16 protein-coding genes are annotated in these 14,911 nt (G+C 32.5%); 15 read left to right on the top strand and 1 reads right to left on the bottom strand.

The annotated features are described in order from the left end of the window. The 12 genes from BHF71_RS12260 to BHF71_RS04440 all read left to right on the top strand — a co-directional run. A partial coding sequence (locus BHF71_RS12260; protein ID WP_084024083.1) for a transposase occupies positions 1-229 on the top strand: 229 nt, incomplete at its 5' end. Positions 230-410: 181 nt separating this feature from the next. Further along, a complete protein-coding gene (mnmE, locus tag BHF71_RS04490; protein ID WP_069656473.1) occupies positions 411-1,784 on the top strand; it encodes a tRNA uridine-5-carboxymethylaminomethyl(34) synthesis GTPase MnmE in 1,374 nt (457 codons plus the stop codon). A 30-nt stretch (positions 1,785-1,814) separates the two neighbouring features. After that, a complete protein-coding gene (mnmG, locus tag BHF71_RS04485) occupies positions 1,815-3,698 on the top strand; it encodes a tRNA uridine-5-carboxymethylaminomethyl(34) synthesis enzyme MnmG (RefSeq protein WP_069656472.1) in 1,884 nt (627 codons plus the stop codon). Continuing rightward, on the top strand, positions 3,699-4,412 hold the full coding sequence (gene rsmG, locus BHF71_RS04480; protein WP_425425387.1) for a 16S rRNA (guanine(527)-N(7))-methyltransferase RsmG: 714 nt from the start codon (positions 3,699-3,701) through the stop codon (positions 4,410-4,412). A gap of 130 nt (positions 4,413-4,542) precedes the next feature. Then, positions 4,543-5,388: a nucleoid occlusion protein gene (noc, locus tag BHF71_RS04475; RefSeq protein ID WP_069656470.1), complete on the top strand. Its 846-nt coding sequence runs from the start codon at positions 4,543-4,545 to the stop codon at positions 5,386-5,388. Positions 5,389-5,462: 74 nt separating this feature from the next. After that, positions 5,463-6,224, top strand: a complete 762-nt coding sequence (locus tag BHF71_RS04470) for a ParA family protein (protein WP_069656469.1) — start codon at positions 5,463-5,465, stop codon at positions 6,222-6,224. Further along, positions 6,217-7,065 carry a ParB/RepB/Spo0J family partition protein gene (locus BHF71_RS04465; RefSeq protein ID WP_069656468.1) on the top strand — a complete coding sequence of 283 codons (849 nt, stop codon included), beginning with the start codon at positions 6,217-6,219 and terminating at the stop codon, positions 7,063-7,065. The genes BHF71_RS04470 and BHF71_RS04465 overlap by 8 nt, the downstream gene beginning before the upstream one ends. 89 nt (positions 7,066-7,154) lie before the next feature. Then, on the top strand, positions 7,155-7,859 hold the full coding sequence (locus BHF71_RS04460) for a DUF554 domain-containing protein (protein ID WP_069656467.1): 705 nt from the start codon (positions 7,155-7,157) through the stop codon (positions 7,857-7,859). Between the two features lie 69 nt (positions 7,860-7,928). Next, complete coding sequence (locus tag BHF71_RS04455) at positions 7,929-8,414, top strand: DUF4446 family protein (protein WP_084024230.1); 486 nt, start codon at positions 7,929-7,931, stop codon at positions 8,412-8,414. 90 nt (positions 8,415-8,504) lie between these two features. Next, positions 8,505-9,416: a M23 family metallopeptidase gene (locus tag BHF71_RS04450; RefSeq protein ID WP_069656466.1), complete on the top strand. Its 912-nt coding sequence runs from the start codon at positions 8,505-8,507 to the stop codon at positions 9,414-9,416. A 21-nt stretch (positions 9,417-9,437) separates the two neighbouring features. Next, complete coding sequence (locus tag BHF71_RS04445) at positions 9,438-9,821, top strand: bactofilin family protein (RefSeq protein ID WP_069656465.1); 384 nt, start codon at positions 9,438-9,440, stop codon at positions 9,819-9,821. Next, positions 9,781-10,710: a diacylglycerol/lipid kinase family protein gene (locus BHF71_RS04440; RefSeq protein WP_084024228.1), complete on the top strand. Its 930-nt coding sequence runs from the start codon at positions 9,781-9,783 to the stop codon at positions 10,708-10,710. The genes BHF71_RS04445 and BHF71_RS04440 overlap by 41 nt, the downstream gene beginning before the upstream one ends. A 16-nt stretch (positions 10,711-10,726) precedes the next feature. Here BHF71_RS04440 and yyaC read toward each other — a convergent pair whose 3' ends face one another. Continuing rightward, a complete protein-coding gene (gene yyaC, locus BHF71_RS04435) occupies positions 10,727-11,314 on the bottom strand; it encodes a spore protease YyaC (protein WP_069656464.1) in 588 nt (195 codons plus the stop codon). A gap of 96 nt (positions 11,315-11,410) precedes the next feature. Here yyaC and BHF71_RS04430 point away from each other — a divergent pair, with 96 nt between their 5' ends. The 3 genes from BHF71_RS04430 to BHF71_RS04420 all read left to right on the top strand — a co-directional run bounded on the left by BHF71_RS04430 (position 11,411) and on the right by BHF71_RS04420 (position 14,859). Then, entirely contained in the window at positions 11,411-12,439 is a 1,029-nt protein-coding gene (locus tag BHF71_RS04430) for a YkvI family membrane protein (RefSeq protein WP_084024226.1), read from the top strand. Between the two features lie 170 nt (positions 12,440-12,609). After that, positions 12,610-12,816, top strand: coding sequence for a DUF951 domain-containing protein (locus BHF71_RS04425; protein WP_069656463.1), 207 nt, complete (start codon positions 12,610-12,612; stop codon positions 12,814-12,816). Between the two features lie 30 nt (positions 12,817-12,846). Beyond that, positions 12,847-14,859 carry a molybdopterin-dependent oxidoreductase gene (locus BHF71_RS04420; RefSeq protein WP_069656462.1) on the top strand — a complete coding sequence of 671 codons (2,013 nt, stop codon included), beginning with the start codon at positions 12,847-12,849 and terminating at the stop codon, positions 14,857-14,859. The last annotated feature ends 52 nt before the right edge of the window (positions 14,860-14,911 follow it).

The raw sequence follows: 14,911 nt of genomic DNA, 5'->3' as shown, positions 1-14,911 counted from the left end.
AGAAAGAGTATTTGCAGATATGAAAGAGAAACATGGTTTGCGTTGGACTACGTTAAGAGGTTTGAAAAAAGTCTCGATGCAGGCGATGTTAGTTTTTGCTGCCATGAATTTGAAAAAGCTAGCGAATTGGACGTGGAAGAGACGTCCGAATCGCTCTCAATTTTTTATTTCATCCAAGATTTTAAGCATTTTTGACAAAAATAACCTCATACTAGGTAATTTAGCATGAGGTTAGTCTTCAGTCTGAAAAGTCATGAGATTTTTGAATTTGAAATATAGTTATTTTGGAGATAATAAATAAGAAGTTTATCCACATGTTGATATATTTTATAAAGACAAAATTTTGTTTTTTGTAGTAAATATGCTATTCTAAATTTTTGGGGGAATATAGCTATCGAGGTGAAGTTAAAATGGAGATGGATACAATAGCAGCGATATCTACTGCAATAGGTGAGGGTGGTATTGCAATCATCCGTGTTAGTGGTAATAACGCTATAGATATAGTTGATTCATTATTTAAAGGTAAAAAAAAGTTATCCACTGTGGATAGTCATACGATAAATTATGGTTATTTAATTGACATAAATGGCGAAATAATTGATGAAGTTTTAGTCTCTGTTATGAGAGCACCAAAAACATTTACTAGAGAAGATGTTGTTGAAGTAAATTGTCATGGTGGAATAATCGCGGCAAAAAGAGTATTGGATACAATACTTGAGAATGGAGCTCGACTTGCTGAACCAGGTGAGTTTACAAAAAGGGCTTTTTTGAATGGTAGGATCGATTTATCCCAGGCTGAAGCGATAATGGATTTAATTCGTTCAAAGACTGAACGGGCAATGAAGTTAGCGATGAGACAAGTTGAGGGAAAACTATCGGATAAAATAAAAGAGATACGAAAAGAACTATTAGAAATATTGGCCCATATTGAGGTAAATATAGATTATCCGGAACATGACATTGAATCTATTACCCATGAATTTTTATTACAAAAAACAACCAAAGTTAAAGATGATATTAACTTTTTATTATCACATTCAAATCAAGGGAAAATTTTACGAGATGGAATATCCACTGTTATCGTCGGAAGACCTAATGTGGGCAAATCTTCATTACTTAATACCTTATTACGTGAAAATAAAGCTATAGTTACGGAAATTCCTGGTACCACTAGAGATGTGATTGAAGAATATATTAGTATTAATGGTGTACCTTTGAAATTAGTTGATACAGCTGGAATCAGAGAAACAGAAGATCTAGTAGAGAAGATTGGGGTTGAAAGATCAAGAAAGGCACTTTCCGATGCTGATCTAATATTATTAGTTTTTAATAATAATGAAGAGTTAACTTCAGAAGATATAAAATTAATCGACCTTGTAAAGGGATTAAGGGTAATTGTTGTTATAAATAAAACCGATTTACCTAAAGAATTAAATATTGATCGTATAAAGGAAAAATTGAATGACGTGCCAGTTATCTATACTTCAGCAAAAGAAAAGAAAGGCATCGAGGAGTTAGAAGAAGTGATCAGTAAATTGTTCTTTGAAGGTCAAATTCAAACAGATGATTTAACATATATCTCCAATTCAAGACATATTGCTCTATTGAAAAATGCTCTGAGGAGTGTTGATGAGGCGATTCAATCTATCGAAGAATGGTTACCAATTGATATGATTGCGATTGATATTAAAAATACTATGGATTTTTTAGGTGAAATTATAGGTGAAGCAATTAGCGATGATCTATCAGACCAGATTTTCTCGCAATTTTGTGTTGGAAAATAAATTTTTTTGTTTCTAAAAGGGGGTAAATAAATGGGTTATAACGCTGGGGAATACGGTTGTATTGTTGTTGGTGCTGGACATGCTGGGGTTGAAGCGTCATTGGCTTCAGCGCGTATGGGAGTCAAAACTTTATTATTAACTATCAGCTTGGATACTATAGCTTTTATGCCTTGTAACCCATCAATTGGTGGACCAGCTAAAGGACATGTGGTTCGAGAAATTGATGCGTTAGGCGGAGAAATGGGCAAAAATATAGACAAAACCTATATTCAGATGCGAATGCTCAATACTGGTAAAGGACCTGCTGTACATGCTTTACGAGCTCAAGCAGACAAATTTGCCTATCAACAAATGATGAAAGAGACAATTGAGAGGCAAGCAAATTTAACTTTAAAACAGGCGATGGTGGAAAGATTAATAGTTGAGGATGGTACGGTAAAAGGTGTCATAACTTCAACTGGTGCGGAGTACTATAGTCAGACTGTGGTTTTAACTACAGGTACATATTTGCGTGGAAAAATTATAATTGGTGATCTGATTTATGAAAGTGGACCAAATAACCAGCAACCATCTATCAGTTTATCTAACAACCTGAAAGAATTAGGGTTTGAATTAGCAAGATTTAAAACTGGGACCCCACCGAGGATTCATAAAGAGTCTATCAATTTTTCCAAAACTGAGATCCAGCCAGGAGATGATGTTCCTAGATCTTTTTCCTTTGATACAACTAAATTTAGAGAAGATCAAATACCATGTTGGTTAACATACACTAATTTTCATACCCATTCAATAATTAATAACAATTTACATCGAGCACCAATGTATTCTGGAGTAATTGAGGGGACGGGTCCTAGATATTGTCCATCCATAGAGGATAAAATAGTTCGTTTTAGTGATAAACCAAGACATCAAATTTTTCTTGAGCCAGAGGGTGAGAATACTCAAGAGGTATACGTTCAGGGTTTATCAACTAGCCTTCCTGAGGATGTTCAATTAGAAATGCTCCGCACTATCCCTGGTTTGGAAAAAGCAGAAATTATGAGACCAGGTTATGCGATTGAGTATGATGTGATCATTCCAACTCAATTATGGCCTACCCTAGAGACTAAAAGGGTTAAAAATCTATTTACTGCTGGGCAATTAAATGGAACTTCTGGATACGAGGAAGCTGCTGGGCAAGGATTGTTAGCTGGAATTAATGCTGCATGTAAGGTATTAGATAAGGAACCTGTAATTTTAGATCGTTCTCAAGCTTATATTGGTGTGTTGATTGATGATTTAGTTACAAAAGGAACTAATGAGCCTTATCGTTTATTGACTTCAAGAGCCGAATATCGCTTGTTATTAAGACATGATAATGCTGATTTACGTCTACGGGAAATTGGTTATCGGATTGGTCTAATTGATGAAGAAAGATACCAGAAGTTTATTGATAAAAAAGAAAAAATTGAAATGGAAATTAAACGTTTAAAGCAAGAAAAGGTAAAACCAACTGATAAAATCCAAGCTATTTTAAGAGAAGCGGGTACAACCGAACTAAACAATGCTACTACTTTAGCTAATTTATTAAAAAGACCGGAGATTACTTATAAACATATTGAAATGATTTCACCTTCAAATATCGAATTAACTGAAGATATAAAAGAGCAGGTACTAATTCAAATAAAATATTCTGGATATATTGAAAAACAGTTATTACAAGTTGAAAAAATGAAAAAAGTTGAGTCAAAGATAATTCCTAAATGGATAGACTATAACAAAATCAGGGGATTATCTATAGAAGCTAAAGAAAAATTAAATAAAATTCAACCTATAAATATCGGACAAGCATCGAGGATATCCGGTGTTAGTCCTGCTGACATTTCAATCTTATTAATTTATATTGAACAAGGAAAAAAAGAGATGGAGATTTAAATTATGATACATGAGTTAAATTCTTTATTAGAACCTTATCGATTAACTTGTGATGAAAAACAGTTAGAACAATTTAATACCTATTTTCAATTATTGATTGAATGGAATCAAAAAATTAACTTAACTGCAATAACTGAGCCAAAGGAAGTTTTAGTTAAACATTTCTTTGACTCCTTAACTCCTGCCTTTTATCATGAATTGAGTGATCAGACATTAATCGACATTGGAGCGGGTGCTGGATTTCCGAGCATCCCTTTAAAAATTTGTTTTCCTGAGTTAAAAATAACGTTATTGGACTCCCTTAACAAACGAATAACTTTTTTAAAACATGTTATTGAAGTTCTAGGTTTACAAAATATAAATTGCATTCATGGAAGAGCAGAAGAATTGGCGAAAAATGATAAATATAGAGAAGCATTTGATATTGCCATCTCAAGGGCTGTTGCTCGATTAAATATTCTAAGTGAATTGTCATTGCCTTTTGTAAAATTGGGAGGATATATGATTGCTTTGAAGGGTTCTAACACTTATGAAGAAGTTGATGAAGCCAAAAAAGCAATTCAGATAATGGGCGCAAAACTTACTAAAGAACACCATCTATTACTGCCGGAAAATTTTGGTGAGAGAAAGATTATTATCATTAAAAAGACAAAAGAAACTCCTAAAAAATACCCTAGAAAACCTGGTATTCCAAGCCGTAAGCCGATAATATAGTAGCTTGTTTCACGTGAAACATCGAAAATTATATGATTACGCCTTTTGATTTTTTTGTTTTTATGTTGCAGGATTTTCAATAAACTGAGAGAATATTAATATTGAATGATAAATGGTGGTGAAAAATAATATGAAAGAAAGTTTTTCTCGGTTATTAGGGTTATCGGATCGTGATACTGATGCGGTTAAACAGATTCCTGTTGACCAGATAATTCCTAGCCCATATCAACCAAGAACAATATTTGATGATGAAAAAATCGGTGAATTATGCCAAACTATCAAAACTCATGGAATTATTCAACCAATTGTTGTACGGGTTAAGGACAACCGATATGAATTAATTGCCGGAGAACGTCGTTGGAGAGCTGTGAAAAAACTTGGTATGAATACAATTCCTGCGATAGTTAAGGAATATAATGATGCTCAAACTGCATCTATATCCTTAATTGAAAATTTACAACGAGAAGGATTAACAGCGATTGAAGAGGCAACAGCTTATCAGAAATTGATTGAGCTACACGGATTAACCCAAGAAAGTTTGGCTCAAAGGCTAGGAAAGGGTCAATCAACTATCGCTAATAAACTAAGACTTTTAAATTTACCACCAACAATTCAGGAACAATTGTTAAAGAGAAAAATATCTGAAAGACACGCTAGAGCTTTACTACCACTTCAAAATCAAGAATTACAAGAAAAACTTTTGGCTGAAATTATTGAAAAAGAATTGAATGTAAAGCAAACTGAGAATCGAGTAAGACAGATTTTAGACAAATTATCGAATAGAAATAAAACTAAACCTAAAAAAGTTGCTTTTTCAAGAGATGTTCGGATTGCGATGAACACCATTAGACAATCAATTGATATGGTTTTAAAAACAGGCATGAATTTAGAAACTGATGAGAGAGACCATGAAGAATATTATGAGTTTGTCATCAAAATACCAAAAAATCATAATCAATTAAAGCGGCAATCTTGATTTGCCGCTTATTTGTCTAGTAGTTAGAAATATTATGAAGATAGTTATATTTGAGTTGAATTGAGGTGAACTCAGTGGGAAAGGTTATTGCTGTTACCAATCAAAAGGGTGGAGTTGGTAAAACCACTACTTCTGTTAATCTAAGTGCAAGTTTAGCGAAATTAGGAAAAAAGGTTTTATTAATCGATATTGATCCTCAAGGAAATACAACTAGTGGTATCGGCATTAATAAAGCTGATGTTGATAATTGTATTTATGATGTTTTAATAAATGACGTTCCTTTAAATGAAGCAATTTATAAAGTGGAATCCGAGAGGTTAGATGTGATACCTGCTACTATTCAATTGGCTGGAGCTGAAATTGAGTTAGTTCCGACGATTTCGCGGGAGGTCAAACTAAAAAGAGCATTAAAAACAATTAGAGATAGATACGATTATATAATTGTAGATTGTCCTCCTTCACTCGGAATATTAACATTAAATTCTCTAACTGCTGCTGATTCAGTTATTATTCCTATTCAATGTGAGTACTATGCTCTTGAGGGTTTAAGTCAATTACTGAATTCGATTCGGTTAGTACAGAAACATTTGAATACTGAACTAAAAATAGAAGGCGTTTTACTAACGATGTTTGATGCTAGAACTAACTTAAGTATTCAAGTTGTCGAAGAAGTAAAGAAATATTTCCAAGATAAGGTTTATTCAACTATCATTCCAAGAAATGTTCGCTTGAGTGAAGCGCCTAGTCATGGAAAGTCAATTGTTAATTATGACCCAAAATCTAAAGGAGCTGAAGTATATCTTGAATTAGCAAGGGAAGTGATTGAAAATGAATAAAAGACTCGGTAGGGGTCTTGATGCCTTAATTCCAACTCTAAAGATTGATGAAAATGATTCGATTTCTGAATTAGACATAAATAAAATCAGACCAAATCCTTACCAACCAAGAAAACATATAGATGAAGAACAATTATCAGAATTAATGGCTTCTATTAAGGAACATGGTGTTATTCAGCCAATTGTTGTTAGAGAATCTTTAAATGGGTATGAAATTGTTGCAGGAGAACGACGTTGGAGAGCATCAAAGGCATTAAACCTCAAAAAAATACCTGCAGTAATTAAAAATTTTACTGATCAACAGGTAATGGAAGTAGCATTGATTGAAAACTTACAGCGGGAGGACCTGAATCCAGTAGAAATTGCAGTTGCTTATGATAAATTGATGAAGAGATATAATTTAACACAAGATGAATTAGCTACTAGGATTGGAGTTAGTCGTCCAAATGTAGCCAATTTCGTTAGATTACTTCAATTACCCCAATCTATTTTAGAAAAGGTTGCTACTGGACAACTTACTATGGGACATGCTAGGGCATTGATAACCTTAGAAAGTGAAGAAAAACAATTATATCTTTCTGAAAAAGTTATTAAAGAAAAGTGGAGTGTTCGAACACTAGAAGAAAAGATTAAACAACTTAAAAGTGATGTTTCACGTGAAACAAAGAATAAAAATGAACAAAAAACCAAGAATAAGGAGTTTGAAAGAGTAGAAGAACAGTTAAGGGATAAATTTAAGACCTTAGTCAAGATAAAAGCAGGTAAGAAGAAAGGTAAGATTGAAATAGAGTATTTTGATCAAGATGATTTAGAGCGTATTTTAAAATTAATCGGTATATAAAGAGTTTAGACAACCTTAAATGGTTGTCTAAATTTTAATCAAGATAGATAAAAAAGGTTTGTGCTTAATGGATAGAGGGTGAAAGTATAATGGTGATATTGGGAACGATAGTAAATGCCGTAGCTATTATTATTGGCGGAATACTAGGATATTTATTTTCAAATACACCAAACAAACTACAGGAATTAATAATGCAAGGCATTGGTTTAACGATAATAATACAAGGAATATCTATGGGTTTGAAATCGGATAATTTTTTACTCATAATAGTTAGTATTGTAGTCGGAAGCATAATAGGGGAATTACTTGAAATAGATGGTCGTTTAAATCAACTAGGAAAGTGGATAGAAGATAAGATTGGCGGCAAGAGCAAAGGAAATATTGCCAATGCATTTGTAACAGCGACTTTGGTTTATACTATTGGTGCTATGGCGATACTGGGTGCTTTAAATAGTGGGTTAAATTTAGATCATAGTTTATTATATATAAAATCAATGCTTGATGGTTTTTCGGCAATCATTTTCTCATCAACGTTAGGTATTGGAGTTGTAATTTCTGCGATTCCTGTTTTTATCTATCAAGGCTCCATTGCATTGTTGGCTAGATATATTCATCTGTTTTTAAGTCAAGAATTATTGGATGCCATGATTACTGAGATAACTGCAACAGGAGGAATCTTAATACTAGCTATTGCAATTAATATTTTAGAAATTAAAAAAATCAAAGTTGCCAATATGTTGCCAGCAATTTTCATCGCTCCAATCGGAGTAATATTGGTTAATTATTTTTTATGATAACTCCTGGTTTTTATAGGTGTTTCTTAATTATTGAAGTATATTAAAAAAGGGAGGAAGGAAATAAATATGAGTTATATTGTTGATTACATACCAGTAATATTAATAGTGGAGTCATTTTTATTACTAGTTTTTTTAATATGGAATACAACTTTAAGTATAAAACTTAAAAGAGTCTCTAAAAAAATTAATATCTTCACGAAAGGTGCTAGTATCAAAAGTTTAGAAGAAGTGATTGTAGAATATGTGAATGAAGCAGAGATGATAAAAAACAAAATCAAAAACAACGAAAAACAGATCGACTTAATATTAAATAAAGTTAAGGAACTAAAAGGAAACGTGGCGATTATTCGCTATAATGCTTTTGGTGAACAGGGAAATGATTTAAGCTATTCAATAGCGTTTTTAGATGAAAATAAAGATGGTATTGTAATATCAAGTATATATAACCGTGGAGAGTCAAACACTTATGCCAAGCCGATTAAAAATGGTTCTTCAACCTACAAACTATCCAAAGAAGAATTAGATGTGATAGAAAAGGCGATGAAAAACTAAAAAAAATTAATTTACATAACAGAATTAGCAGGAAATTGTCAGTTTATAGCGAATAGGTAGATTGATAGAAATAAAGTATAGAGGTGCAAAATGAAAAAAAATCCCTTTTTGACAGTGATGGTAATCCCTCATACCGAACGCGGGCCTATGACTTTAAGAGTATCAGTTTATTTTGTTCGCTTTATCTTGACTTTTATCTTAGTTGGGCTGATGTTTAGTTCACTTTGGGCCTACAAATATATCTATATCAAAAGAGAAAAGGCTTCCTTACAATTGATACAGTCAGATAATCAAAAAATCATAGAAGAATACTCTGAAAATTATTTATCATTGTATCAAGAAGTGAAAAAATTGAAAGAACAGATGATAGGGTTGCAACAATTAGAAGAACAAATTAGGATTAAAAATGGTTTTGATCCATCAAAAAGTTATTTTTCTAAGGAAAATCAGTTAGTGCTATCGGGAATTAACAACAAGAGTAAAATGACTGCCAGCACTTTGACAATTAAGACAACTAAAGAGACAATAGAATCGTTACAGAACACACTGCCAGAAAAAGAAAAGTCATTAAATGAATTGCTTCAATTACTAGAAGAAAGAAATGAAACTTTACTTTCTATTCCATCAATAAATCCTACAGTTGGAAGAATAACTTCAAAATTTGGCTATCGTAGTGATCCATTTAACAATAATCGAAGTTTTCATAATGGCTTAGATATTGCTAACGCCTTTGGAACTCCGATCTATTCGACTGCTGACGGTATCGTCACTTTCTCTGGTAGAAACGGAGGATATGGGAATCAGATTGTAATAAATCATGGGAATGGGTTAGAAACTGTTTATGCTCATAACTCGAAAAATCTAGTAAAAAAAGGCGATTTTGTGAGGAAGGGACAATTGATAGCTTATATGGGGAGTACTGGTAGAAGTACCGGTTCACACTTACATTATGAGGTTCGTAAAAACGGGCGGAGAGTAAATCCGTCAAATTATATAAACTAAAATTGAAAGGAACGAGGATAATTGTTTAGTAACAAAAAAAATCAAAAGATCAATGAAATTGATACCGTTATAGGTCCCGGAACTAATTTTGAAGGTAATATTGAGGCAATAGGAATCGTTAGAGTTGATGGCTCTTTCTCAGGTGACATGACAACTCAAGGGGATATTATAGTTGGTGAACAAGGACAAGTTAAAGGTAATTTGAAAGGGAGAAACATGATTATTGCTGGTTCTTCCTATGCTAAATTGATTTGTGAAGAGAAACTGGAGATCAAATCAAGCGGCAAGGTAATAGGAGATGTTGAAGTAGGAAACATAGTAATCGAAGAGAAGGCTGTTTTTAAAGGACAGTGTTTAATGAGATATGAAGAAATTGATAACAGCAAAGGAATCGGTGATGAGTAAAAGTATTAACGACAAAAAAATTTATATTATAATTAATCCGATTTCTGGAAAAGGGAGCTCACTAAAAATCATTCCTAAAATAAAAGAGTATTTAGATGGCAAAAAAATTAAATATAAAGAAATATATACTCAATATGAAGGCCATGCAACTGAAATAGCAGAACAAAATAAAAATAAGGCTGATATTGGGTTGATTATTGTTGTTAGCGGAGATGGAACTTTAAATGAAGTTATAAATGGTTGGTATCCTTCTCAAATACCTATTGGATATATTCCAAGTGGAACCGGTAATGATTACGCACGCGAAATGGGAATTCCTAAAGATCCAATTCTTGCTTTGGAAAGGATTTTAAAAAAAGAGGTCAAAAAAATAGACATTGGTAGAATAAATGATCGTTATTTTATCAATGTAGCGAGTATGGGTTTTGATGGAGAAGTTGCTCATTTTGTTAATAACTCCAAATTAAAGCGTTTGTTTGGAAAATTAGTTTATGTGTTTGGAGTTTTAAGGATTCTATTGAGTTATAATCCCAAGCAAGTTAAACTAGTGATCGATGATAAAATACATAAGTATGAACGTGTTTGGTTGGTTGCCGTAGCCAATAACCGATTCTATGGTGGTGGGATGGCAATTTGTCCAAATGCCCAAAATAATGATGGTCAACTCGATATTTGTATCATAAAAGACATTACCCGACTTCAACTTTTAAGATTATTTCCATTAATTTTTAGTGGTAAACATATTGAATACCCAATGATTGAAAAGATAAATGGTAAAAAGATTGAAGTTTATACAGATGATAGGTTTAAGATACAAGCTGATGGTGAAATATTTGCAGATATGAAAATTAAATTTGAAATAATAAAAAAAGCTTTAAATGTAGTTTGAGAAAGAAAATGTTAACTTAATTGTTGATAGCATTTTCTTTTTTTGTTTTATTAACAATAGAAATTCTAGATATGGCAGAAGAAATTTGTTCTGACATTTTCATGACCAGACTTAGTCTAGTATTCTGCAAAACAAAATATTCCATGAATCCCCCGATATTGACGATTCCAGTAATATGAAAATGGCCGATTTCCGGTAAATCCTTGCTCACCCCGGCACCGGGTTTTAAAGGACCGTCTTGAATTTGGATAGTTCCTACACTACTCAATTGACCTAAACTAGCGTCAATACTAATTACACCAGAATTAGGATAATTGGTATCGATAAATTGAATTGTATCTTTTAAATTTAAAGCATGTACTGGTTCTTCCAATGACCCTATGATCGTAAATCCATAGGGATCAATTAATTTCAACTTTGATCCTACAAGGGGACCAAGGGCATCACCAGTAGAACGGTCTGTCCCAATACAAACAACAACCCAATGTTCGAATGGATATTTATTTATAAATTCATTTATATGATTTGATATCTTGATATTTGCATTTGGTTCTGAAGAATCGATAACATATTTTAAGTTTTTTACCTTCTTCAAAAAACTCATAAATACCTCCAAAAAAATATTATTAATAGTATACGTGGATAATTAAGGAAATATACATTGTTAATATAGGATTTTTTGAGGAGGAGAGGATTCTAGTTGATTCGAACTTTTAATAATGGGATCAAATTGGGGCTAACTATAATCGGAACTACAATAGGAGCCGGATTTGCATCAGGAAGGGAAATTTGGGAATTTTTTAGTTCTTATGGTACAAAAAGCACAATTGGTATTATAATTTCGATGATGATTTTTGCGATTAGCAGTGTTTTTATTACATGGATTAGTTATAAATATAAAACTGATAATTATTATGAAGTTTTAGAGATTTTAATGGGCAAAACCTTAGCTAAAATATTTGATGGTTTAATATTTCTATATTTATTTTCGGGTTCAATCGTAATGTTTGCCGGAAGTGGAGCAACCTTTGAACAATGGGATTTTTCATTTTTATTCGGAGTTGGTATTTTAGCTATTGCGGTTTGGTTAGTATTAGTCTTTGGGGTAAATGGTTTAATCATCATGAATAGTATTTTAATACCAATTTTGATAACGATAATTATAAGTGTAACTTTCCAATATAATCTTTCCAATCAATATTTTTCAGGAGAGTATATTAGGTCCCATTTAAAAGTTTGGCCATCATCGATTACCTATACAGCCTTAAACATGATCTCGTTGTTAGGAGTACTATCGACAATGGGAAAAAAAATCAGATCAACGACAGAAATGATAATAGGAGGAATATTTGCCGCAGTCTTTTTAGGAATAGTGGCATTAATGTTAAATATAGCTTTGCTAAAAGTAGAGTTTGTTCAACAGTATGAAATTCCGCTATTTTCATTAATTCCTTCACATCAAACCTTTTTATTAATTCTTGTTACAATAGTTTTATGGTTTGCAATATATACTACAGTATTAAGTAATATCCATGGACTGGTTCACCGGGTACAAATGAAGTGGAATTATTCAGCGAATAAGATAAGCATTTTAATAATCATCAGTGTTATTCCATTAACATTTATCGGATTCTCAACTTTAGTAAAAGTTTTGTATCCTATATATGGTGTATTAAACTTATACTTATTGGCCGTACTTCTTCTTTATCCTTTTCAAACTTCAAGGTAAGTAATATAATGGACATTAAAAATCAATAATTTCTAAAAAATATCAATAAAATTAAACACGGTACTTAACATAGGCACTTAACACTCGTATAATATGTAAATTTTTCCTAACAAAGATAATTGATACTAATAAATCAAATATGAGTTTATAAAAATAGAAAGGAGTTTATTATGGACAAAAAACAATATGGCCTTAACGATATCGTAGAAATGAAAAAACCGCACCCTTGTGGAACAAATTCTTGGAAAATTATTAGAATGGGCATGGATATTAGGATTAAATGTACAGGGTGTAGCCATAGTGTTTTAATTCCTCGTAGAGAATTTGAAAGGAAGATAAAAAAAGTTCTTAAAAAGGGAGAAGAAAGTATTAACTGATAATGATAAAAAGGGGGTTGCAAAAAGAATTTGAAACAGTGGAGAACAGCTTGTCCATTAAATTGTTATGATGTTTGTGGATTAACGGTGACTGTAAATCAAAATAAAATAGTGAAGATTGAAGGTGACCCAAGTCATCCGATCACAAGGGGTAAGATTTGTGGTAAAGGTAAATTACTTAAAGATCGTCTTAATGATTCTAAAAGATTACTGTATCCATTAAAAAAAGTAGATGAAAAATTCATTAGAATTAGTTGGGATCAGGCATTAGATGAGATCAGTCAACGGATGTTAGATGTAAGAGAAAAGTATGGTCCAACAGCAATATTACACAGTTATGACTATGCTTCAGGTGGATTACTAAAGGGATTAGATCAACGTTTTTTTAATTTCTTTGGTGGAATGACAGAAGTGATTGGAAGTCTATGTTGGGGAGCTGGTATACAAGGTCAACTATATGACTTTGGAGATTCCTTAAGTCATGATGTTGAAGATATCAAAAATGCAAATGTTATTTTAATTTGGGGGAGAAATATTACCACAACCAATATCCACCTATTACCTTTCATATTGGATGCGAAAAAAAGTGGAGCAAAGCTAATAGTTATCGATCCAATAAATACTGGGATTGCTAAAAAAGCAGATTTACATATAAAAATTCAGCCTGGAATGGACGGGTTACTTGCCTTGGTTATCAGCAAGATAATCATTGATAATGGTTGGCATGATATGGACTTCATCAATAAATATTCGATTGGTTTTGATGAGTTAAGGAAAGAAATTGGAAAGTTAGACATAGAAAAAATTTCTGAGGAAATAAATGTGGAACAAAAGCTCATATACGATTTAGCTTATATGTATGCTAAGCAAAAGCCCGTAATGACTTTTCTTGGATTAGGAATGCAAAGATACGCAAATGGAGGCAATTCAATCCGTGCAATCGATGCTCTTATCGCCCTATCAGGTAATGTTGGAATAAGCGGTGGCGGAGTTCAGTATGCAAATTTGGCGGTTGGCAGAAGTTTTAATTGGAAGGAATTGTTACGAGTAGATTTACGAAAGGAATACCGCACTTTCAAAAGACCTAGTCAGGCAGATGAAATTATCAATGCCCAAAATCCACCTATCAAAATTGTTTTTGTAACACGGAGCAATCCTATCACCCAATTACCAAACCAAGAAAAGACAATTACTTCATTTGAAAAGATTGAAACAAAAATTGTGATCGATATGTTTATGACGGATACTGCTAGGCTTGCTGATTATATTTTACCTACAACATCTGTTTTTGAAGAAGAGGATATTTATTATGGTTCAATGTTTCACAATGTAATTAGATATGGCCCAAAAATAGTAGAACCACGCGGTGAAGCATGGTCTGACTTAAAGATATGGACAGAGCTGGCGGAGCGTTTAGGATTGAACGGGTTTAAAAAAAATAGCGAAGAGTATTTTGAGATAGCTTTAAAACCATTAGACAAATATGGTATTGATTTTAAAACATTAAAGGAAAACGGACAGTTACGCTTACCAGTTCCATCTATTCCTTGGCAGGATAAGAAATTTTCAACTCCTTCTCAAAAATTTGAGTTTTATTCGGAACGGGCGAAAAAAGAAGGATTACCTCCAACTGCTGTGATTAGTTATCCGAAAGAAAGTCTTCAAGTTAATCCAGATTTAAATGGGAAATATCCATATAATTTATTATCGATCCATCCGAGCAAATCCTTACATTCACAACATCATTTATTAGTTCGTAAAGAGGACAGTAAGCCTTGGATTATAATATCGAAAACAATAGCAACCGAACATAAAATTAATAATGGTGATTTGGTACAAGTTTTTAATGAACGTGGCTTTATAATTGGGTATGCAAAAGTAGAGCAAAAAATGAATGAAAAAACCATCGTAATAGAAGAGGGATGGTGGAGAGATTCTGATGCTTCTGTAAATATTTTAACTTCCAATCAACTTTCTGATATGGGAAATGGAAGTATTTTGTATGATTGTGCTGTTATGATAAATACGCTGCCTAGAAAGTAATTAAAGGGCTATGGCTTTACTTATTAATTTTCTTGTTTTTCTCTTAGATATT

The organism is Vulcanibacillus modesticaldus (assembly GCF_001730235.1).
GTDB lineage: Bacteria > Bacillota > Bacilli > Tepidibacillales > Tepidibacillaceae > Vulcanibacillus > Vulcanibacillus modesticaldus.
The sequence above is the reverse complement of the archived record's forward strand: the minus strand, read 5'-3'. Positions and strand labels throughout refer to the sequence as shown.

What these genes read in the sequence shown, in the direction of transcription:
- mnmE (WP_069656473.1), top strand. Translation starts at nt 411, where the DNA reads ATGGAGATGGATACAATAGCAGCGATATCTACTGCAATAGGTGAGGGT.
- mnmG (WP_069656472.1), top strand. Translation starts at nt 1,815, where the DNA reads ATGGGTTATAACGCTGGGGAATACGGTTGTATTGTTGTTGGTGCTGGA.
- noc (WP_069656470.1), top strand. Translation starts at nt 4,543, where the DNA reads ATGAAAGAAAGTTTTTCTCGGTTATTAGGGTTATCGGATCGTGATACT.
- BHF71_RS04465 (WP_069656468.1), top strand. Translation starts at nt 6,217, where the DNA reads ATGAATAAAAGACTCGGTAGGGGTCTTGATGCCTTAATTCCAACTCTA.
- BHF71_RS04460 (WP_069656467.1), top strand. Translation starts at nt 7,155, where the DNA reads ATGGTGATATTGGGAACGATAGTAAATGCCGTAGCTATTATTATTGGC.
- BHF71_RS04455 (WP_084024230.1), top strand. Translation starts at nt 7,929, where the DNA reads ATGAGTTATATTGTTGATTACATACCAGTAATATTAATAGTGGAGTCA.
- BHF71_RS04450 (WP_069656466.1), top strand. Translation starts at nt 8,505, where the DNA reads ATGAAAAAAAATCCCTTTTTGACAGTGATGGTAATCCCTCATACCGAA.
- BHF71_RS04440 (WP_084024228.1), top strand. Translation starts at nt 9,781, where the DNA reads ATGAAGAAATTGATAACAGCAAAGGAATCGGTGATGAGTAAAAGTATT.
- yyaC (WP_069656464.1), bottom strand. Translation starts at nt 11,314, where the DNA reads ATGAGTTTTTTGAAGAAGGTAAAAAACTTAAAATATGTTATCGATTCT.
- BHF71_RS04425 (WP_069656463.1), top strand. Translation starts at nt 12,610, where the DNA reads ATGGACAAAAAACAATATGGCCTTAACGATATCGTAGAAATGAAAAAA.